We start from the raw sequence: 20,767 nt of genomic DNA, 5'->3' as shown, positions 1-20,767 counted from the left end.
CGCGGCAGAGACATCAACTACGCGCGGCAGCCGCTACCAGCAGGGTTCCGGCGTCGGCATCGAGTATCGCCTGGGTACCCAGGGGCACGGCCTGATTGGGATCTCCGTGCCCTACCGGCAGACCGCCGAGCACCGGGATGCCGAGACTGCCCAGCCGCTCCAGCAGCACATCCGCGGGGCTGATGGTGCGGCCAGTGTTTGGAGCAGGGGTAAATTCGCCGACGGCAATGCCGGCCAGAGACGCAAGAATCCCGCAGTTGCCCAGGTGGGTGAGCATGCGGTCGACCCGGTAGGCGGGTTCGTTGACCTCTTCGATGAGCAGGATGGCGCCGCTCAGGTCAGGCATGAACGGCGTACCCACAGAGGTATCGAGGATGCACAGGTTACCGCCCAACAGCAGGCCCTGTGCGCTGCCAGCGGTTCTGACCCTGGCCGTTGGCGAGGCCGGATCAGCCTTGAGCAGGACCGGCTCTGTGCTCATCAACACATGGCGCATACCGCTGACGAACAGACCGCCACGTTCCAGCTGCGAAGCGACCGGTCCATGAATGGTCGCCAGGCGCGCATGGTTCCACAGCGCACCGTGCAACGCGGTGATGTCAGAAAAGCCAGTCACCAGCTTGGGATCACGACGCACCGCGTCCATATCCACCTGCTGGACAATCCTTTGCACGCCATAGCCACCGCGAGTGCAGATGACCGCGCGGATTTCCGGGTCGGCCAGCGCGGCGTTGAGGTCGGCGAGCCGCTCTTCATCGGTCCCCGAATAGAACGAGTAGTTGCCCAGCGCATGCGGATAGACCCGCGGGCGCAGCCCCCACCCCTCAAGTACCGCCACCGCCGCCTGGATCTTGCCGGGGTCCACAGGGCTTGCCGGAGAGACCAGTGCCACGGCGTCGCCAGCTCGCAGAGCCCGGGGGTGAAGAGTGTTTGAAGAGGTGGCAGGCATCACGGTCGTCCAAGCGTTGATCGAACTAGGAATCTAGGTTCTGTACGAAAAGTCGGCGAGCGAAGGTCAGGCAAGGCAAAAACAGGCGAGGAAGCGGAGTGTACGTGTTGTAAATGAACATTCCGAGCCTGTGTTTAACGCAGCATCACCGAGCGCAGCCACTTTTCGTACAGAGCCTAGAGCACTGAGGGGGCGCGACTCAAGCCATATCCGTCATCAGCATGGCTCATCCGCAGATCCGTCTGAACGCCAGCGGCGCAACGGACTCCTATCAATCACATGGATCAAACGGCATTCGCTGGGTGATCGCTTCTTGTCCGAATGGCGCGATGAGCGTTTGAATCCATTCTTGAACCCTTTTCAGGAGACCCTGCCATGACCGATCTTTCCAACCGCCAGTTCCTGCTCGCCAAGCGCCCTTCGGGCGATGCGCGCCGTGAAGACTTCACCTATCAGGAAGTCCCGGTCAGCGCACTTGCCGACGGGCAGATTCTGGTCAGGAGCAAATACCTGTCACTGGACCCGGCAATGCGTGGCTGGATGAATGACGGCAAATCCTACATTCCAGCCGTAAAGCTGGGCGAAGTAATGCGTGCCCTCGGCGTGGGTGAAGTAATTGAATCGAAAAACCCCAAGTTCGCCGTAGGTGACCATGTTCAGGGCGCCCTGGGCGTGCAGGACTACTTTGCTGGTGAACCGAAGGGTTTCTACACGGTGGACACGAACCTTGCGCCACTGCCCCTTTATCTGTCAGCACTGGGCATGACCGGCATGACCGCCTACCTGGCGCTGCTGGACGTCGGCCAACCGAAAAGCGGTGACACCGTGGTGATTTCCGGTGCGGCAGGCGCTGTCGGCAGCGTGGCCGGGCAGATCGCCAAGCTCAAGGGATGCCGGGTCGTCGGCATTGCGGGAGGCACGGAAAAATGCCGTCTGCTGACCGAGGAGCTGGGCTTTGACGCCGCCATCGACTACAAATCCGAAGACGTCATGGACGGTCTGAAACGTCACTGCCCGGATGGCGTAAATGTGTACTTCGACAACGTCGGTGGCGACATCCTCGATGCGGCACTCAGCCAACTGGCGGTCGGCGCGCGAGTGGTGATCTGTGGCGCCATCAGCCAGTACAACAGCACCAAGGCGATCAAAGGCCCGGCCAACTACATGTCGCTGCTGGTCAACCGTGCACGTATGGAAGGCTTCATCGTACTGGACCACCCAGAGCGCTTTGCAGAAGCGGGCCAGGTCATGGCCGGCTGGATCAAGGAAGGCAAGCTCAAGAGCAAGGAGCATATCGTGGAAGGCCTCGAGACGTTCCCGGAAACCTTCCAGATGCTGTTCAGCGGTGAGAATCAGGGCAAGCTGATCCTGAAAGTGGAATAAACCCGCAGGGTTTTCGCAGCGTCACAGCCCTTCCCCACGATGCAGGTAAAGAGCCGTGACGCTACGAACCATCCACTCAAGCCAGCTCGCCAACCACCGCCGCCAGGGCCTTCGCCGGGTCAGCCGCCTGGCTGATCGGGCGGCCGATGACAAGGTAGTCAGAGCCTGCATCCAGTGCCTGACGGGGGGTCAGGATACGACGCTGGTCGTCGTGCGCACTGCCCGCCGGACGAATGCCGGGTGTCACCAGTTGCAATGACGGGTGAGCGGCTTTCAGAGCCTGCGCTTCCAGCGCCGAGCAGACCAGACCATCCATCCCGGCCTTCTCGGCCAGAGCAGCGAGGCGCAGCACCTGCACCTGCGGGTCGATGTCCAGGCCGATACCGGCCAGGTCCTCACGTTCCATGCTGGTCAGAACGGTCACACCGATCAGCAGCGGCTGTGGACCGGTGCGCTGCTCAAGCACTTCCCGACAGGCCGCCATCATGCGCAGGCCACCCGAGCAGTGCACGTTGACCATCCACACGCCCATCTCGGCCGCCGCCTTGACCGCCATCGCCGTGGTGTTGGGGATGTCGTGGAATTTCAGATCCAGAAACACCTCGAAGCCCCTGTGGCGCAGGGTCTCGACAATGTCGGCCGCGCAACTGGTGAACAGTTCCTTGCCAACTTTGACCCTGCACAGTTTGGGATCGAGCTGATCAGCCAGGCGCAAGGCGGCTTCGCGGGTCGGAAAATCCAGGGCAACGATGACAGGAGTCTGGCAGGCGGACATGAGCGTGGTCTCAGGTAAGTCGAAATCGGCGCGCATTGTAGCTGAACCGGCGCACTGGCGGGACCCGTAGATCGGCATTTGCCCGAACAGCGTCCTGACACCTCTGAATTCCATGCACCCCTGGCGGTCATCGCCGCACCAATCCGGACCAAAGCTTTACAACGAGTTGAATCGATTCACCCTGACGTTCTGTAAACGACCCGTTTTGAAGCATCACGACACCGATGCGTGCACTGGCACGGCCTCTGCAACAGGATGTTTCAACGTTTATCGAATCCCAGGGAGAGAACAATGAGCACACAACTCAAGCCGACGCTCGGCACGATTCATTTATGGGGAATCGCGGTAGGGCTGGTGATTTCCGGCGAATACTTTGGCTGGAGCTACGGCTGGGGCGTCGCGGGTACGTTGGGCTTTTTGGTAACAGCCCTGATGGTTGCAACCATGTACACCTGTTTCATCTTCAGTTTTACCGAGCTCACCACTGCCATCCCCCACGCGGGCGGTCCGTTCGCCTACAGCCGTCGCGCCTTTGGCGAAAAAGGCGGACTGATCGCCGGCATGGCCACGCTGATCGAATTCGTCTTTGCGCCACCGGCGATTGCCATGGCAATCGGTGCGTACCTCAACGTGCAATACCCGGGTCTTGACCCCAAGCATGCGGCAGTCGGCGCCTACATCGTGTTCATGGCGCTCAACATCGTGGGCGTGAAGCTCGCGGCAACCTTCGAGCTGGTGGTGTGCATTCTGGCTGTGGCCGAGTTGCTGGTGTTCATGGGCGTGGTTGCACCTGCGTTCAGCTTCAGCAACTTCGCCCTGAACGGCTGGGCCGGTTCGCAGACTTTCGGACCCGAAGCCATTGCCGGCATGTTCGCTGCCATTCCCTTCGCTATCTGGTTCTTTCTGGCCATCGAAGGCGCTGCAATGGCCGCCGAAGAAGCCAAGGACCCGAAACGTACCATCCCGAAGGCCTATATCAGCGGCATTCTGACCTTGGTGATACTGGCGATCGGCGTCATGCTGTTTGCCGGTGGCGTGGGTGACTGGCGCACCCTGGCCAACATCAACGATCCCCTGCCGCAAGCCATGAAAGCCGTGGTCGGTGACAGCTCCGGCTGGCTGCACATGCTGGTGTGGATCGGCCTGTTCGGCCTGGTCGCCAGCTTCCACGGGATCATCATGGGTTACTCGCGCCAGTTCTTTGCCCTCGCCCGCGCTGGCTACCTGCCCGCCTCGCTGGCCAGGCTCTCGCGCTTCCAGACACCGCACCGGGCAATCATCGCCGGCGGCCTGATCGGCATCGCCGCGATCTACAGCGACGGCCTGATCAACCTGAGCGGCATGACGCTGACCGCTGCGATGATCACCATGGCCGTGTTCGGCGCCATCGTCATGTACATCATGAGCATGCTCAGCCTGTTCAAACTGCGCAAGACCGAGCCTGGCCTGGAGCGCACGTTCCGCGCACCCGGTTATCCAGTGGTGCCCGGCATCGCTCTGGCGCTGGCCGTCGTGTGCCTGGTGGCAATGGCCTGGTTCAACGCACTGATCGGCCTGATTTTCCTGGGCCTGATGGCCATCGGCTTTATCTACTTCAGTCTGACCGCCAAATCCCGTGCCGACGCGCCGACCGACGCGATGCTGACCGGGGATTGATCACCGGAGTTCTTCGGGTTGCGGGCGAATGCTTTCGCACGCAACCCCTTCAAGGCGCATACACTTGAACCATTGGGTAGCCGTGCTGCTCAAACCGGTATCACAACAAGGAGAGCGCTATGCCCTGGTATGCCTGGTTAATTCTGCTCGTAGCCATTGGCTCGGTCGTCGGCGGTCTGATGATGCTGCGCGACACAGCCAAGAAACTGCCCCTCACTGAAGAACAGCTCAAGCGCGTCCACGAGCGCAACGCAGAAATGGATGCCAAGGACGCCAAGGACCGCTAAGTGCCTCCGGGTGGCAGGCGGACACCTGCCACCCGCTACTTGTCAGGCATCTCGGCGTTTATCGGAAGCACCTTGATATTTAGCGGCTCGAAAATCTTCGCCAACTGCCCATCTGCACGCAACCTCTCCAGTAATTGCCTGAAGTGCGAAACATCAATGTTGCCGTTCGGGCGCAACAACGCATATTGACGGTAGATCTGATCGACACGGTCGGACACCATCAACTGCGCCGCTTCATCCTTGTTATGCGCCATGAAATCAATCAGGTACGAACGGGTAACGGGTGCAATATCGGCGCGGCCGCGCACCACCATCAGCAAGTTGCTGTCGTGGGAGTACGTGGAGGTAATGGTGAAGTGCTCGCTCAGGTACTTCTGATCGGTATTGAAGTTGGCAAATCCATAATGATAGCCACTGAACAATGCCAGACGTTTGTCAGCCAGGGTGTCGAAGTAATCCTGCCCCCGCCCTTCTTCCCGGCGCGCCACATAGACCTCGGCATCCTCGAGCCCCATATCGAGCTGTTCATGTGGAATGTCCTTCCAGCCCCAGTCAGGGTTTTCGAAGACTGCAACATCGAAACGCCCTTCCGTGAAATCACGAAAACGCCGGGGCACCGAGGTCGGGATCATCACGAATTCGTAGTCGTCCTGCTCGCCATTCAGGGCGTCGATCAACCTGGGTAAAAGACCGGCGTCTTCACCTTTTTCAGGGCGCACCATATAAGGGGGGAAGTGCACTGCGGCCACGCGCACGATCTGCGCGGCGAAGACCTGCGGCGTTGCCATCAACGGAATGAAGAGCATGACGCCGGTAACGATCTTGCGCGCCACACCGTCAATTAACACTGCAAGTCTTTTCATAAAACACGACATCAATCAAAGCCGTTCAAACTATGCGGTTTCCATGATTTAAACAACTGTCAAATCGACGGCGTCAGCGCTCTGCGGCATCCTTGCGGTATTCGCCCAGGCAAGTGACAGCCGCCTGCGAGGCACCAATGCAATCACCCGTGGTCACTGTAGGGGCAGTCGTTACAACAAGGGTGCCGATGCAAGGCTCAGGGTGTGCGCAACGGGTTAATCTGGCTACGCTCAAGCCATTGACTATCGTAAGGAAGCTTGATGATGCCGCACTGGCTGGTGATTGATCTTGAGGCTACGACCGAAGAAGGTGGGTGGCCGGTCGCAGAAATGGAAGTCATCGAGATAGGCGCGACACTGGTCAATCAGGACGGACGCGAGCTGGACCATTTCGAACGCTTCGTGCGCCCGGCGCGCAGGCCGCTGCTGACCCATTTCTGCCGCGAGCTGACCCATATCAACCAGAGCAGCATCGACAGCGCTGCACCGCTGACGACGGTGTGGCCGCAGTTCGAGCGCTGGTTGAGCCATCACCGTGCACGTATCGTGGGCTGGGCCAGTTGGGGGGATTACGATCGTCAGCAACTGGAAGAGGAATGGCGTCAGCATCACCTCGACAGTGCACTGTCCAGCATGCCGCACGTCAATCTCAAACAGCGTTTCGCCCAGGCTCGCCATTTGCAGAAACCGATGGGGCTGAACAGTGCCTTGCAACTGGCAGGCATGCAGTTCAGCGGGCAACAGCACCGCGCCTTGGTCGATGCGCGCAATACTGCCAGGCTGCTGCCGTTGATTCTGCCCAACTGAATGCCGCTGCAGGTCGACGTTTCGTCAGCGTCGATGTGCAAGGGGCGTGACGAGTTTTAACGTGTTGGGCATACTGGCGAGCCATTTTCAGCCCTTTCAAAAGGAATCGCCCATGTTCAAGGTCAACGAGTACTTCGACGGCACCGTCAAATCCATCGCCTTCACGCAGGCCGATGGTGAGGCAACCATCGGTGTCATGGCAGCGGGCGAATATGAGTTCGGTACGGCGCAACGGGAAATCATGCATGTGATCTCCGGCGAATTGAGCGTGAAGCTTCCGGACAGCACTGACTGGGAAACCTTTGCCACCGGCAACCAGTTCAACGTACCGGCCAACAGCAAGTTCCAGCTCAAGGTCAAAGTCGATACCGCCTACCTGTGCGAATATCGCTGAGACTCAGCGAGTGGGAGGCTTGACCTCCCACGTTGCCCACAGCCCCTCCTCGCCCTCTCCTACTCAACCCCGGCATTGAACTGCAACGCCGCCAGTCGCGCATAAAGCGGGTTGCTGGCGATCAACTGCTGATGGGTGCCCACGGCCACCAACCGCCCCTGATCCATGACGGCAATCCGGTCGGCATTCTGCACCGTGGCCAGCCGGTGGGCGATGACCAGCGTCGTACGCCCCTGCATCAGGCTCGGCAGGGCCTGTTGAATCAAGTGCTCACTCTGCGCATCCAGCGCACTGGTCGCCTCGTCCAGCAGCAGAATCGGCGCATCGACCAGCAAGGCACGGGCAATCGCCAGACGCTGACGCTGTCCGCCGGACAATCCCACCCCGCCCTCACCCAGATGCGTACCGTAGCCGTTGGCCATGTCGAGAATGAACTCGTGCGCATGGGCAATGCGCGCCGCAGCCTGTACCTGCTCAAGGCTCGCAGTGGCGTTACCGTAACGAATATTGTCCTCGACGCTGCCGAAAAACAGGGCGGGCGATTGTGAAACCAGCGCGAAGCAGCGGCGCAGATCATGGGGATCGAGCTGCGCGATCGGCACGCCCTCGATCAGAATGCGCCCTTGAATCGGGTCGTAAAAACGCAACAGCAGATCCAGAATGGTCGACTTGCCCGCACCGGAGGGCCCGACCAGCGCCAGGGTTTCACCGGGCTCGATGCTCAGGGTCAGGTTATCCAGCGCATTGCGCTCAGGACGCGATGGGTAGGCGAAGGTGACATTCTCCAGCGCCAGACGCCCACTGATGCGCTGCGGCAGGCTCTGCAGATCCGTGGTCGGCACACTGATCTCGCTGCGTGCCTGAAGCAGCTCGCCGATCCTCTCTGCGGCACCGGCGGCGCGCTGCAGATCGCCAATCACCTCGCTCAACGTACCGAACGCCATACCGACCATCAGCGCGTAGAACACGAACGCTGCCAGCTCACCGCTTGAGATGCGGCCGCTGATCACGTCCATACCGCCGACCCACAACATCACCGCCACGGCACCCAGCACCAGAACGATCACCAGCGTGATCAGCCATGAGCGCTGCAGGATACGTTTACGAGCGGTCTCGAACGCCTGCTCCACCGTATGCGAAAAACGCTGCTTGTCCTGCTGCTGATGGTTGTACGCCTGCACTGTCTTGATCTGCCCCAGGGCTTCGGCCACGTAACTGCCGACATTGGCAACCCGGTCCTGACTTTCGCGCGACAGATTTCGTACCCGCCGCCCGAACATGAGAATGGGTGCGATGATCAGCGGCAACGCCACCACCACGATACTGGTGAGTTTGGGGTTGGTGATGAACAACAACACGATGCCGCCAATGACCATCAGCGCGTTGCGCAGGAACATCGACAGTGACGAGCCGATGACCGACTGCAACAGCGTGGTGTCGGCGGTCAGTCGCGACTGGATTTCCGAACTGCGATTGTTTTCGTAGAAGCCCGGATGCAGTTCGATCAGGTGATCGAATACTTTCTTGCGCAAGTCGGCAACCACACGCTCGCCGATCCACGACACCAGATAGAAGCGGGCGAAGGTTCCGACGGCGAGGCCGACCGTCAGCAGCATGAAAAACCCGATCGAGCGCTCGAGCAGTTGCGGTGAGCGGGTCATGAAACCCTGATCGACCATCAGTTTGATGCCCTGCCCGATCGACAGGGTGATACCTGCGGTGATGACCAATGCCAACAACGCGCCGAGCGCTTGCCAGCGATACGGCGCGATGAAGCTCGCAGCCAGACGCAAGGCCTGGCGATGACGTCGGGTAATCCGTGAAATCATGAACGATGAACCTGCCTGTGTGCCCGATCTGTCTGAGTTGCAAAGCCTACACCTGTGTGGCCGGGGCGCCGAACATCATTTCGAATGAACTTGCGGCTGGCTTCCAGAGTCAGGTTATGACTGCTTTACAGAGGCCGCTATAAGACATCGATCTAAGCGCCTGCTGGCAGATTTGCATCATATCTGTTGCACTTGCAGCGCGTTTGAGCGGCTGACAGTACCTGTCACGGACCGGTCATCAAGCGCGGTTAACTTAACGCCGTTACCTGATGAAAGGAGAAACACCATGAACCCGCAAGAGCGCAGCAATGAAGTTCAGGTTGTTCGAGCCACGCCTAATCTGCCGGTTGGCGGTGCCATTCTTGACCAGCACGGACAAGAAGTCCTGATCACCGAAGAAATGGTTCAGGCTGCCTGCCAGGAATGCGACAAGCACTGGGTAACCCCGGAAAAATAAAACCAAGCCGTACCAGATATTTGAAACCCGACCACTCGGTCGGGTTTTTTATTGCCTGATGACCCGGTTGGCGATCAGACCAGCACTGCACCCAGCGCCCGCACCAGTTGTGCCAATGCCTCGGATTCTCCCTCCAGATGAACCTTCAGCCCTTCGATTTCCCGGCGTGGCGGGTACTGCTTGCGCAATGCATCGAAGGCCAGACGCTGGCTGGCGGTGTCACCGGTCAGGCTGCGGCGGAAATCCGCATCGTCACGTCGCGGGTCATACACGCCGCGGCACAACATGTTAAGCGCCCAGACCGGGTCGCAGGCCGCGTCGAGACTGACCTGCGCCAGCCAGGGTTTTGGCAGCAGATCGTCCAGCTCGATCGTCGCAGGCTGATCAAGAAAGCCACACAACGCCTGATAGATCTGTGCAGTACCGCGCTGCCTGCCATCCAGGCTGTAACCGGCGATATGCGGTGTACCCAGAACGCACAAGTCAGCCAGCGCGACGTTGACCTGCGGCTCGCCCTCCCACACATCCAGTACGGCCTGCAGGTCTTCCCGCTCAAGCAGCACGTCGTGCAACGCCGCGTTATCCACTACGGCGCCACGGCTGGCATTGATCAGCCAGGCGCCCTGGCCGAGCTGACGCAAACGCGCGTCGTCGAGCAAGTGCCAGGTCGGTGACGCCCCGGTTTTGTTCAGAGGCGTGTGCAGGCTGATCACGTCACAGCGCTGCAGGATCTCGTCAAGGCTGACGAAGTCGCCGCCTTCGGCAGCCTGGCGTGGCGGATCGCAGACCAGCACGTTCCAGCCCAGTGCCTTCAATACGCTGATCAGCCGACCACCCACCTGCCCTGCACCGACCACACCGTAAGTGCGCTGCGCAAGATCGACCCCTTCGATTTCAGCCAGGGTCAGCAGGCTGCCAAGGACATAGTCCACCACACCACGCGCATTGCAGCCCGGAGCGCTTGCCCACTGGATACCGGCTTGCTGAAACCAGTCCAGATCCAGGTGATCGGTGCCGATGGTGCAGGTCCCGACAAAACGCACCGGGCTGCCCTCAAGCAGTTCGCGGGTCACGGCGGTGACCGAGCGAACCAGCAGGATGTCGGCATCCGCCACAGCGGCTCGGTCCATGGCGCGGCCCGGCAAGCGATGAATCTCACCGAAATGAGCAAAAAAAGCGTCGAGCAGGGGAATATTTTCGTCAGCAACAATGCGCATGGAAGACTCTCTGGGTCTGGCGAACAGGGACCTGCTCGAATCGGGAACAGGTGCGTCGTGAACAGGCGCGGGTTGTAGCGATGTGGTGATCAGTCGGACTTCTTGCGGATCCAGTACAGGAACGTGCCCTCTTCGGCTTGCTCCGCAACCAGTTCATGACCGAGAAATACACAGAATTTCGGGATATCGCGACGCGTGGACGGATCGGTTGCAATGACCTTGAGTAGACCGCCCGCGGGCAGGTCACGCACCTTCTGGTGCAACATCATCACCGGCTCCGGACAAAATAGCCCGACGGCGTCCAGCTCGGCGTCGACAGTGAGGTTTTCAATGGGCTCAGACATGGGGCACTCCAGAGACGGGGGACGATTGTCGCTCAATTCGGTCGGTCAGGCCAAATGCTGATGGTTATACCGGCGCCGAATGGCGGCGCGCGGCCAGACAGCAGACAGAAAAATGCCAGGCACAGGGCCTGGCACTGATCATGACCCGGGCGAGCGTCAGAACGGCAGCTTCATACCGGGCGGCAACTGCATGCCAGCCGTCATGGAAGCCGTCTTGTCCTGGCTGGCCTGCTCGATCTTGCGCACGGCGTCGTTGACGGCGGCGGCGATCAGGTCTTCCAGCACTTCCTTGTCTTCCTGCATCAGGCTGTCATCCAGATTGATGCGCTTGACGTCATGACGACCGGTCATCACCACGCTGACCAGGCCTGCGCCCGATTGACCGGTGACTTCCGCGTTGGCCAGTTCTTCCTGCATCTTGGCCATTTTTTCCTGCATTTGCTGCGCCTGCTTCATCAGGCCAGCCATGCCACCTTTCATCATGGGATATCTCCTCGAAAATGGATGGTTCGTTTGCGTGGCGCCAGCGGCGCCCTGTGTTCAGTTATTGAGCCTGCGCCGCAGGTGTGTCAACGGGCTTGATCGTGTCTTCCCGGATCACAGCGCCAAACTGTTGCAGCATCTGCTGGATGTACGGGTCGGCCTGGATCGAGGCTTCGGCCTGGCGCTGGCGCTCGGCCCGCAGCCGTGAAGCAGCCTGCGCAGGGGTTTCCTGCTCGGGCTTGATCAGCTCGATACTCAGATTGATCGTGCGCCCATGATACTGGTTCAACGCATCGTTCAGGCGCCGCTGCTGCGTCGAGTTGAACAGCGCGCTGTGCGCAGGGTCCAGGTGCAGCAGCCAGTGGTCGCCATCGACTGAAATCAATGTGCAGTTGGCCGCGATGCTGCCGGTCATCCCGGAGATCGGCAGCTTGGGAAACACGTCCAGCCATTCGGCCGCAAGACCGGTGGCCGGTTTGGCGGCAGGAGCGGGCTCCGGCTCGACGGCTTCAAGTTCGACGACACTTTCGTGGGCCAGCTCATCCAGATAGCTGTAGGACGCCGGATCTATATCGATGTCCGGCTCGACGTAATCGTCGTCCGCTGGCGGTTCGTCATCACGGCCCATCGGCCCGGAGTCGGAAGACATCGAATCGGTGTGCATGGACAGATACGCAGAGTCCGGGATGGCTTCGAGCATTGCCGGCGTGTCCTGTTGCTCGGCAACCGGCTGCGCCGGTTCGGCTTCAGGTGCGGCCGGCACCGGGCTGGCGGGCGCAGGCGTCGGCATGGGCGTCAGGTCGGGCTGCTCGGAAACGGTCTCCAGAACCGGCTCGGCTACTGGCTCGGCAGCGGCTTCGGTATCAGGCGCAGTTTCGGCGGCGGGTTCGGCAGCCGGGGATTTCGGCTCGTTCCACGGCAGGTCGAGGTCTTCAACCGGCGCGGCTTGTGGCTCTGGCTTCGATTCCGGTTGTACCGCGGGCGCTGGCCGGACGGCGGCCGGCATCGGAGCCGCTGCAGGCGGCAGCGCTTCGAAGGCCGGATCAGGTGCAGCCATCACCGGGGCGGTCGACACTGCGGAAGTTGCCGATGCAACAGGTGTCGCATCAGCCACTGCTTTTCGGGAATCAACCGTGGCCTGGCTGATCCCCACTGGCTTTAGCGGCTGCCTCGGCGCGTCCTCGCTGTCGGCAGGACGAAACGCCAGCATGCGTAGCAGGACCATCTCGAAGCCACCACGCGGATCAGGGGCCAGCGGCAGGTCACGACGACCAATCAAGCCCATCTGGTAGTAAAACTGTACGTCTTCGGCGGGCAGGGCCTGCGCCAGGGCCAGCACCCGGTCACGATCGCCATGACCGTTGTCGACGCCTTCCGGCAACGCCTGGGCAATCGCCACACGGTGCAGCACGTTGAGAATTTCCGAGAGCACGCCGTTCCAGTCAGGGCCCTGCTCGGCCAAGTGGCGTACCGCCTCCAGCACGCCACGCGCATCGCCTTCCAGCAATGCGGTCAGTACATCGAAGACCTGACCGTGGTCCAGCGTGCCAAGCATGGCACGTACATCGGCAGCCATGACCTTGCCTTCACCGAAGGCAATGGCCTGATCGGTGAGGCTCATTGCATCACGCATCGAACCGTCGGCGGCGCGCCCGAGCAACCACAGCGCGTCGTCTTCGAACGGTACGTTCTCGACGCCCAGCACGTGGGTCAGATGCTCGACCACGCGTTCAGGCGTCATGTTTTTCAGCGAGAACTGCAGGCAACGCGAAAGAATGGTCGCCGGCAGCTTTTGCGGATCGGTGGTGGCAAGGATGAACTTGACGTAGGGCGGCGGCTCTTCAAGCGTCTTGAGCAAGGCGTTGAACGAGTGGCTGGACAGCATGTGCACTTCGTCGATCAGGTAGACCTTGAAGCGACCGCGACTCGGCGCGTACTGCACGTTATCCAGCAGCTCGCGCGTATCTTCGACCTTGGTACGGCTGGCGGCGTCGATTTCGATCAGATCGACGAAACGGCCCTCGTCGATCTCCTTGCACACCGAGCAGGTGCCGCAGGGCGTCGAGGTGATGCCGGTTTCACAGTTCAGGCACTTGGCGATGATCCGCGCGATAGTCGTCTTGCCGACGCCCCGTGTGCCGGTAAACAGATAGGCATGGTGCAGGCGCTGGCTGTCCAGCGCGTTGATCAGGGCCTTCAACACATGAGCCTGGCCGACCATTTCGCGGAACGAGCGCGGACGCCATTTACGTGCAAGAACCTGATAACTCATTTAAAACCGTCGCAACTGGTAAGCGGAAGACCGCCAATGCTAGCCGAGCAGGGGCAAAATTGCATCTGGTGTCCGTCTCTATTGTGGCTAAGCTGTGCAAATGACTCTATTGACGCGCTTTATTCGGGCCTTCACCACGCCGCGGCTGCCTCGTGCAGCGGCGGCCTGCCTGCTATTGCTGGTGCCGCAAAACGGCAGCGCGGCGCAGAGGACCTTGAGCTTTGCGGTCAATGAAGGCTGGACCATGCCGATGATGCACATCACCGACTTTCGTCCCGAATCCGGCATTCTGTTCGACATCATGCAAAGCCTTGCGCACCACGTGGGCCTCGAGGCCAGTTATCACGTAATGCCGCGCCTGCGCATCCAGTCGGCGCTGGAGCGCGGCGAAGTCGATATGCACTGCTACAGCGCCCAGGCGTGGTACCCGGACTTGTCCGGGGATTATCTCTGGAGCCTGCCGATTCTCTATCAGCGCGACTGGCTGGTCGCTTCGGCGGCGACGGCTGCCGGCCCCTACCCCGAGCAGTTCGACAACGAAACCGTCGGCACCGTGCTGGGCTACAACTACCCGGCCCTGGAGCACCTTTTCGAGAATCACAAACTGGTCCGTGAAGACGCGCGCACCCAGAATCAGACGCTCGGCAAGCTGATGGCCGGGCGCTACAACTACGCGGTGACCAATCAGTTGATCCTCGAATGGACCAACCGGAACCTGCCTGTCGGCAAGAGGCTCAAGCCGATATCACTGGTCGCCGAACAACCAGCCGCCTGCCTGATCCGCAATAACCCCGACCTGCCAGTGGGCAGAATTTTGCGCACGCTGGTGCAGATGCGTCTGTCGGGCGAGATCCAGAAGATCATCGATCACTACACAACGGCCACGGCCCCCTGATCCTTCATCTGCGCTGTCGCAATAGCGTCATATTCCATGGTTACGCTCGCGTGAAATCTTTGGTAACACATTAACCAGCGCGAGTATTTGGCGATGAGCGACAGACCAGACGACGAAGATACCAACGAAAACCCCAGCCGCCGTCGTTTTCTGGGCGGGATGGCTGCCTTGGGTGCAGGTGTCACCCTTAGCAGCTACGTTTCCGCCCACGAGAAGCCGCCCGGCGACAACGAACGGCATCATCACCTTGCCGGACCCGCGCTGGATCGCGCCTTGCGCGAAAATGTGAAAACCATTGTGGTGATCTACGCCGAGAACCGCAGCTTCAATAACCTGTTCGGCGATTTCCCCGGTGTCGAAAAGCCGCTCTCCTCGCTCAGGCCTTCCGATTACGAGCAGCGCGACCGCGACGGCACGCGATTGTCCAAACTGCCACCTGCCTGGGGCGGCGTGCTGCAGGTAGGACCGCAAACCGTCGATGGCGTGACTTATCCGGTAGGCGAGCAGTTTCAGCAAGACCTGCCCAACGCGCCGTTCCCGCTCAAGGGACCGAACGGTGAAGACCTGCCGCTGAGCCTGGTGACCCGCGATCTGTGGCACGTGTTTTACCAGAACCAGATGCAGATCAACGACGGCAAGAACGATCGCTTCGTGGCCTGGGCGGATGCGGGCGGCCTGACCATGGGCAACTATGCACAGACTCAGTATTCGCTGCGCCTGTGGGACGTGGCCGAGGAGTTCGTGCTGTGTGACAACTTCTTTCAGGGTGCTTTCGGCGGCTCGTTCCTCAATCACCAGTACCTGATTTCAGCCACCGCGCCTATTTACCCGAACGCCGCCGAATCTCCGGCCAAGTCGCAAATCGCTACCTTGCAGAGTTTCAACCCGCAGGATCCGCGCCTCAAACCGCTCGACAAGTCGCCGGCCAGCGCCATGGACGGACCGCCACAATTTGGCCCCAGCGCCATCACGCCGGACAACTACGCCGTCAACACCATGGCCCCGCCCTACTGGCCAACCTGGCTGCGCGACCCGCAAAACCCTGATTACTCGAAACCGGATCTGCCCAACGTGCTGGTTCCGCAAAGCCACGAGCACATCGGTGACAAGCTGTCGAAAAGGAATGTTGACTGGGCCTGGTACGCCGGTGCCTGGCAAGTGACGCTGGATGAATTCAAGGACTCCACCGGGATCCCGAAAATCCCCAACTTTCAATACCATCACCAGCCGTTCAACTACTTCAAGCAGCAGGGGCCGCAGCACCCTGAAGAGCGCAAGAAGCGCCTGCGTGACGGCGGGCTGGGTGACGAGTCGAGCACCAATCGCTTTCTCGCCGATGCCGAAGCGGGCAAGTTGCCTGCGGTAACCTTCTACAAGCCCCAGGGCAACCTGAACATGCACGCCGGTTACGCCGACGTTGCTTCGGGTGACCGGCACATCGACCGGGTGATCAAGGTGCTGCGCAAGAGCCCGCAGTGGGACAACATGGTGATCGTCCTCACCTTCGACGAGAACGGCGGCTGGTGGGACCATGTCGCGCCGCCAAAAGGCGACCGCTTCGGGCCCGGCACGCGCATTCCCGCTCTGGTCATCTCCCCTTTCGCCCGCAAGGGCAAGGTCGACCACACGGTTTACGACACCGCCTCGATCCTGCGCCTGATCACCCGCGTGCATGGCCTGGAAAAACTCGACGGCCTGAAACGCCGTGACGAGGCCATGATCGCGCGTGGCCAGGCGCCGATGGGCGACCTGACCAACGCGCTGCAGTTTCCGGCCTGATCCCGTCAGGTGGTCGCGTCGGCAGCCTCCAGCGCAGTCGGACGAGCGGTTTTCACCGGTGGCAGGGACGCCACGTACACCGTGCGGGACGGGAACGCGAAACGCACGTCCAGTTCGGCAAAGGCTTCCATGATGTCCAGATTGATCGCCTGCTGCACATCCATATAGACGTTGTAGCTGGGGTCGAGCACGATAAAAACGGTCTCGAACTCCAGCGATGTCTCGCCAAACCCCCGAAAATGCGAACGGTCGAAACGCGCCAGCTTCTGCGCGTTGATGATCGCTTCGACTTTCTTCGGCACTTCCCTTATCTGATCGACCGAGCAGTCATAGGTCAGCCTGAATTCGAAGACAATGCGTCGCTCCTGCAAGCGTTTGTAGTTCTGGATGGTGTTGTTGATCATGTCGGCGTTGGCCATCACGATCTGCTCGCCACCCAGGCTGCGGATCCGCGTGGTCTTCAGGCCCACGTGCTCGACCGTGCCGGACAACGCACCGACGACGATGAAGTCGCCAACCTCGAAAGGCTTGTCCACGGCGATGGATAGCGAAGCAAACACGTCGCCCAGAATGTTCTGCACCGCGAGTGCGACCGCAATGCCGCCGACCCCGAGGCTGGCGACGAACGCGGTGATATTGACCCCGACGTTCGACAGCATCGCCATGACCACCGTGGCCCACAGCAGCACCTTCGCCCCCCACAGACTCAACGTAGCCAGCGCGCTGCCCTGAAAGGTGCCACCAGCGTTGTGACGCACGAAGTAGCGCTGCAAGGCGAGCGCGATTGCCCGGTTCGCCCACAGCCCGACCTGTAATGCGGCGACCACGAACCACAGACTGCTGACCCGCCCGAGCCAGCGCTCCGGCAGATCGAGCATGCCGATGCCGATCAGAATGGAAGCCAGCAGCAATAACGTATTACTGGTGCCCGACAGCACCTGCACCACGATGTATCGCATATGCGTGCTGGGCGCATCCGCACGCGAGCGCATCTTTCTGAGCACAAAACCGATCACGCCCCTGACCAGAATAAAACTCAGGGTCGAGGCGAAAATAGCCAGTATCCAGTTGGCGAGCGATATGCCCAGAAATTGCGAGTCTGTGAAAAATCTGATGATGTCCTGTTCCATCCGGCCCCCGGCTCCACTGCTGCGAGACGCCTGACCGAAAAGCCCGTGACACCCGCAGCGACTTGAATTGCCCCTTGCCGTAAAACGGTTTCAAGCGACGCGTAAGGAGTTAGGGGATGTGTGGAAGTGAGGGTTCAGTTGAATTGGCTATTGATCGATCACCTGAACGCACACCGAGTTTTCACTGTTCGTCGAAACTGATCGGACAGCATGGAACCTCTCCTCAATGAGTTGCCACTCACGGCCCCGAGCGACGGGCTACCAAGCCCCAAGCGTTCAAGCGGCCCAAAAGGCCAATTCGTGGTTAACACCACATTCAAGCAGAGGAAAATATCCGTGACCTACGGCATTCGCGGCGGAGTTGGCACATCGCTTACTACACCCAGCCCCAGCCTTTTGATGAGTTGAAGCTGAAGCCGGAACAGATTCAGGAAAAGACGGCAAAACTCATGGAGAAAGGGTATTTCACCGTTCCCATAGCAGAACCTACAAGACGTTTTTTGCATGAGCAAAGCAGTCTCAGTAACCCCGCCTGGAGACAGGAGACCGTTGGAAAGGTTATTGATTTGAAAGCAACCGACTACGAACGATCAACGACAGCCGTAGCGAAGGACATTGCAACCACTCTTACCGGGAAGCAACAACAATTGAGGCCTCATGAGTTCCAACTGCGAAGGGCCAAAAATCAGGGCGCAGACCAATGGCATCAGGATAAGGGGCCGAAAAAGGTCATCTGCATCGCCACCATCGAGGGGCGCGGCACCGAATACGTGAAGCGCGCAGAATCAGAAGGAATATTTGAAGCGGGGCATTTTGGGAAAATGACGCCTCTGGATGCCAGGGCGGTCGAGCAGAGAACCAGAGAAGCCAAGCAAGACCGCTTCTATTTCTTTGCGGGCAAAGGTATTTGCGAAGACAGCATTCCCAAACTGGTACACCGCTCGCCCCATCAGAGTGGTCGCTCCATCTTCCTGGCACGATGGCAGTAAGGCAGGCCATGCAGGATTAACCGCCGGCCTGGAGACATCCGGCGGTTATCTCCGTGCCGGGCAGACTGTTTTTACAGACGCACGAAGTTCTCGCCAGCGCAGGGCGCCGTCGAAACAGGAATAGGCTTTCATTTTTACGAGCAGGCCACTTTCAGAAAAGGACCTAGAGATAGGTGGTGCCCCCACCAGCCACACCCCGGCACACAATGTTCCCGCTGTGGCTGCTTCCTTCCGGATCTGACCAGGTTCACGGGTAATCGTTGCGGGGGGACCGATGGGGTCACCATAACGACACTCACCAGTTGGCGAGCCGCGCCATTGTACCGGTCTTGCGCGAGTTTACAACCGTTGCCGCGGATAAAAATTTCGAGGGGGCTCAAGCACTTGTGTGCCGGGGCTGAAAGGCAACTGCGTGCCGGTCATCAGCGTTACAAATCCTCGAAACGGCGCCATTCGATCCTGTACCCTGCCCGCCTCAACCATAATCAGCCAGCAGGTTGCTCATGCAGACTCGATTGGTCGACTACCACGACCTCAGCGCCTCTCAACGCCAACAGCTCGGATACCTCGAGGTTACGCAGGAACAGATACAGTTCTCCGGCGACATCTATACCGCGCTCAATACGCTTCTGGTCAGACCCAGCCCGAATATTTGCGGCTTCGCGCTGCTTGGTGACGAGAAGCCGGTGGGGTTCTTCCTGCTCAAGCGCGATGATTGTCTGCCGCACTGGGCTCAGGAGGCTCTGACGGCGACACTGCATGCGTTGCAGATCGATCACCGTGAACAGGGCAAGGGGCTGGGCAAGGCGTGCCTGCAAGCGTTGCCTGCGGCGTTGCGCCTGAAATGGCCGGACATCACTCAATTGATGCTGTCGGTGGATGCGGACAACTCGGCCGCCATCGGGCTTTATACCGGCCAGGGCTGGATCGATACCGGTGAGGCGTATCGCGGGCGGATCGGTTTCGAGCGCAGGCTGACCCTGACGCTTTGAGCCGCTTTTGCACAAAGGCCTGACACGCCGCCGAAGCGTGTCAGGCATGGCCCGCGTTACTGGGCCTGCAAAACCTCATCGGCCTTGCCACCGGCATCCTGAATAACCAGGTGGATGAAGTGCAGCTTGGCGATGACCGCTTGAGGCAGCACGAACGGATAGAAATCCGGCTGCCCCATGCTGCGTGACAACTCGTTGAGCATGCTCGCCAGCTCGATCCAGGCATTGACGAACGACAGGAACGCCGGGCCGCCCGGATGCTGAGGGTCGTAGAGCACTTCCAGCGGAAACGGCTGGTAGTCGAGCTCCATGTCGCGAGCGCTCATGCCAAACCCCAGCGCGGTGTCGACCGCATCCATCATGTGCAGGTAATGCGCCCAGGTTTCGGCCCAGTCTTCCCACGGATGCATGGTCGCGTAGGCACTGACGAAGCTTTCCTGCCAGTTGTCCGGCGCACCGTTCTGGTAGTGATGATCGAGCGCGTCGGCGTAGCTGGCGCGCTCGTCGCCGAACAGGTTGCGATAACTGTCCTGCCAGTGGGTATTGGCGATGAGCCGATCCCAGTAGTAGTGGCCGACTTCATGACGGAAATGGCCAAGCAAGGTGCGATAGGGTTCGTGCAGCTGCACGCGCATCGCTTCACGGTGTGCGTCGTCGGCTTCTTCGATGTTCAGGGTGATCAGGCCGTTGGCATGGCCTGTGGTTGGCAGGTTGCCCTCCAGATCGACACCGACGAAGTCGAAGGCCAGGCCGGTCTCTTCGTCGACAGTCTTGGGAATGACCTGCAGGCCCAGGGAAATCAGCTGCGCGACCAGACGCCGTTTGGCGGTCTCGACCTTGCGCCAGCGCTCGCCGTTTTCAACCACCGACAGGTCGGGAATGGTGTGATTGAGGCTGCACGCAACACAGAATTCGCCGGAATTATGCTCTGGAAAAAGCCAGTTACAGGCTGCCGGGGTGCCGAGGTTGGCGCAACGCCGATACAGCCCGGCACCCGGCTCATCGCTCAGGCGCCAGGTAGTAGGCTCAGGCCCCGCTTCGAGCGTAGCGACACGCCCCTGCTCAGGCAGGTAGCCCAGCGCTGCAGAACAGGCCAGGCATTGGGTATTGGGGAAAAACACCGACTGGCCACAGGTGCACTGCCAGACCTTGCTGTTACGTTTGGATTCGCCGACAAATGGGGCGGTGATGCGTGAACTCAGTTGCTCGAAAAAGCGATACATGGCGATCTCCCGTTGACCTTGCATGGACTAGATCATACCGACG

At 60.2% G+C, this 20,767-nt stretch carries 19 protein-coding genes, 1 other RNA gene and 1 pseudogene; 10 read left to right on the top strand and 11 right to left on the bottom strand.

The window, feature by feature from the left end; all coding sequences use genetic code 11:
* Positions 1–13: 13 nt before the first annotated feature.
* Complete coding sequence (locus PI739_RS04305; RefSeq protein WP_074808009.1) at positions 14–949, bottom strand: S66 peptidase family protein; 936 nt, start codon at positions 947–949, stop codon at positions 14–16.
* A gap of 375 nt (positions 950–1,324) precedes the next feature.
* Here PI739_RS04305 and PI739_RS04300 point away from each other — a divergent pair, with 375 nt between their 5' ends.
* Positions 1,325–2,332, top strand: coding sequence for an NADP-dependent oxidoreductase (locus PI739_RS04300; protein ID WP_003436735.1), 1,008 nt, complete (start codon positions 1,325–1,327; stop codon positions 2,330–2,332).
* Between the two features lie 76 nt (positions 2,333–2,408).
* Here the strand turns inward: PI739_RS04300 and pyrF are convergent, their stop codons facing one another.
* Positions 2,409–3,107: an orotidine-5'-phosphate decarboxylase gene (gene pyrF / locus PI739_RS04295; RefSeq protein WP_271351504.1), complete on the bottom strand. Its 699-nt coding sequence runs from the start codon at positions 3,105–3,107 to the stop codon at positions 2,409–2,411.
* A 291-nt stretch (positions 3,108–3,398) separates the two neighbouring features.
* Between pyrF and eat the strand changes: the two genes are divergently transcribed.
* A complete protein-coding gene (eat, locus tag PI739_RS04290) occupies positions 3,399–4,763 on the top strand; it encodes an ethanolamine permease (protein ID WP_054081137.1) in 1,365 nt (454 codons plus the stop codon).
* A gap of 119 nt (positions 4,764–4,882) precedes the next feature.
* Positions 4,883–5,050, top strand: coding sequence for a DUF2897 family protein (locus PI739_RS04285; RefSeq protein WP_003371498.1), 168 nt, complete (start codon positions 4,883–4,885; stop codon positions 5,048–5,050).
* Between the two features lie 35 nt (positions 5,051–5,085).
* On the opposite strand, the gene PI739_RS04280 is transcribed toward PI739_RS04285, so the two are convergent.
* Positions 5,086–5,925: a substrate-binding periplasmic protein gene (locus PI739_RS04280; RefSeq protein WP_032609972.1), complete on the bottom strand. Its 840-nt coding sequence runs from the start codon at positions 5,923–5,925 to the stop codon at positions 5,086–5,088.
* A gap of 252 nt (positions 5,926–6,177) precedes the next feature.
* Between PI739_RS04280 and PI739_RS04275 the strand changes: the two genes are divergently transcribed.
* Positions 6,178–6,720 (top strand): 3'-5' exonuclease, encoded by a 543-nt coding sequence (locus PI739_RS04275; RefSeq protein ID WP_003371494.1) that lies wholly within the window; start codon positions 6,178–6,180, stop codon positions 6,718–6,720.
* 112 nt (positions 6,721–6,832) lie between these two features.
* Positions 6,833–7,114, top strand: coding sequence for a pyrimidine/purine nucleoside phosphorylase (gene ppnP, locus PI739_RS04270; protein ID WP_003371493.1), 282 nt, complete (start codon positions 6,833–6,835; stop codon positions 7,112–7,114).
* A gap of 59 nt (positions 7,115–7,173) precedes the next feature.
* Here the strand turns inward: ppnP and PI739_RS04265 are convergent, their stop codons facing one another.
* Positions 7,174–8,943 (bottom strand): ABC transporter transmembrane domain-containing protein, encoded by a 1,770-nt coding sequence (locus PI739_RS04265; protein ID WP_024663020.1) that lies wholly within the window; start codon positions 8,941–8,943, stop codon positions 7,174–7,176.
* 286 nt (positions 8,944–9,229) lie between these two features.
* Between PI739_RS04265 and PI739_RS04260 the strand changes: the two genes are divergently transcribed.
* Entirely contained in the window at positions 9,230–9,400 is a 171-nt protein-coding gene (locus PI739_RS04260) for a PA1571 family protein (RefSeq protein ID WP_003371488.1), read from the top strand.
* Between the two features lie 74 nt (positions 9,401–9,474).
* Here PI739_RS04260 and pdxB read toward each other — a convergent pair whose 3' ends face one another.
* The 4 genes from pdxB to dnaX form a co-directional block, all read right to left on the bottom strand.
* Positions 9,475–10,617, bottom strand: a complete 1,143-nt coding sequence (gene pdxB / locus PI739_RS04255) for a 4-phosphoerythronate dehydrogenase PdxB (protein WP_003436743.1) — start codon at positions 10,615–10,617, stop codon at positions 9,475–9,477.
* A gap of 89 nt (positions 10,618–10,706) precedes the next feature.
* Positions 10,707–10,961 (bottom strand): sulfurtransferase TusA, encoded by a 255-nt coding sequence (tusA, locus tag PI739_RS04250; RefSeq protein ID WP_003371482.1) that lies wholly within the window; start codon positions 10,959–10,961, stop codon positions 10,707–10,709.
* A 156-nt stretch (positions 10,962–11,117) separates the two neighbouring features.
* Positions 11,118–11,444 carry a YbaB/EbfC family nucleoid-associated protein gene (locus tag PI739_RS04245; protein WP_002552818.1) on the bottom strand — a complete coding sequence of 109 codons (327 nt, stop codon included), beginning with the start codon at positions 11,442–11,444 and terminating at the stop codon, positions 11,118–11,120.
* 61 nt (positions 11,445–11,505) lie between these two features.
* Positions 11,506–13,716, bottom strand: a complete 2,211-nt coding sequence (gene dnaX, locus PI739_RS04240) for a DNA polymerase III subunit gamma/tau (protein WP_060708856.1) — start codon at positions 13,714–13,716, stop codon at positions 11,506–11,508.
* A gap of 100 nt (positions 13,717–13,816) precedes the next feature.
* Here dnaX and PI739_RS04235 point away from each other — a divergent pair, with 100 nt between their 5' ends.
* Both PI739_RS04235 and acpA read left to right on the top strand, forming a co-directional pair.
* Positions 13,817–14,611, top strand: coding sequence for a substrate-binding periplasmic protein (locus PI739_RS04235; protein ID WP_054081138.1), 795 nt, complete (start codon positions 13,817–13,819; stop codon positions 14,609–14,611).
* A 93-nt stretch (positions 14,612–14,704) separates the two neighbouring features.
* A complete protein-coding gene (gene acpA / locus PI739_RS04230; RefSeq protein ID WP_004413947.1) occupies positions 14,705–16,390 on the top strand; it encodes an acid phosphatase in 1,686 nt (561 codons plus the stop codon).
* Between the two features lie 5 nt (positions 16,391–16,395).
* Here the strand turns inward: acpA and PI739_RS04225 are convergent, their stop codons facing one another.
* A complete protein-coding gene (locus tag PI739_RS04225; protein ID WP_003315176.1) occupies positions 16,396–17,520 on the bottom strand; it encodes a mechanosensitive ion channel family protein in 1,125 nt (374 codons plus the stop codon).
* A gap of 336 nt (positions 17,521–17,856) precedes the next feature.
* On the opposite strand from PI739_RS04225, the pseudogene PI739_RS04220 reads away from it, so the two are divergent.
* Positions 17,857–18,509: pseudogene (locus tag PI739_RS04220) on the top strand (DUF1826 domain-containing protein).
* A 180-nt stretch (positions 18,510–18,689) separates the two neighbouring features.
* On the opposite strand, the gene ffs reads toward PI739_RS04220, so the two are convergent.
* An RNA gene (gene ffs, locus PI739_RS04215) (signal recognition particle sRNA small type) lies at positions 18,690–18,786 on the bottom strand.
* 226 nt (positions 18,787–19,012) lie between these two features.
* Between ffs and PI739_RS04210 the strand changes: the two genes are divergently transcribed.
* Positions 19,013–19,501, top strand: coding sequence for a GNAT family N-acetyltransferase (locus PI739_RS04210; RefSeq protein ID WP_003371464.1), 489 nt, complete (start codon positions 19,013–19,015; stop codon positions 19,499–19,501).
* Between the two features lie 56 nt (positions 19,502–19,557).
* Here PI739_RS04210 and PI739_RS04205 read toward each other — a convergent pair whose 3' ends face one another.
* Entirely contained in the window at positions 19,558–20,724 is a 1,167-nt protein-coding gene (locus PI739_RS04205) for a zinc-binding metallopeptidase family protein (RefSeq protein ID WP_003371461.1), read from the bottom strand.
* Positions 20,725–20,767: the final 43 nt, after the last annotated feature.

This window comes from Pseudomonas cerasi (assembly GCF_027983475.1).
Taxonomy (GTDB): Bacteria; Pseudomonadota; Gammaproteobacteria; order Pseudomonadales; family Pseudomonadaceae; genus Aquipseudomonas; species Aquipseudomonas cerasi.
Note: the sequence above shows the minus strand (reverse complement) of the source record. Positions and strands in the feature narration are given on the sequence as shown.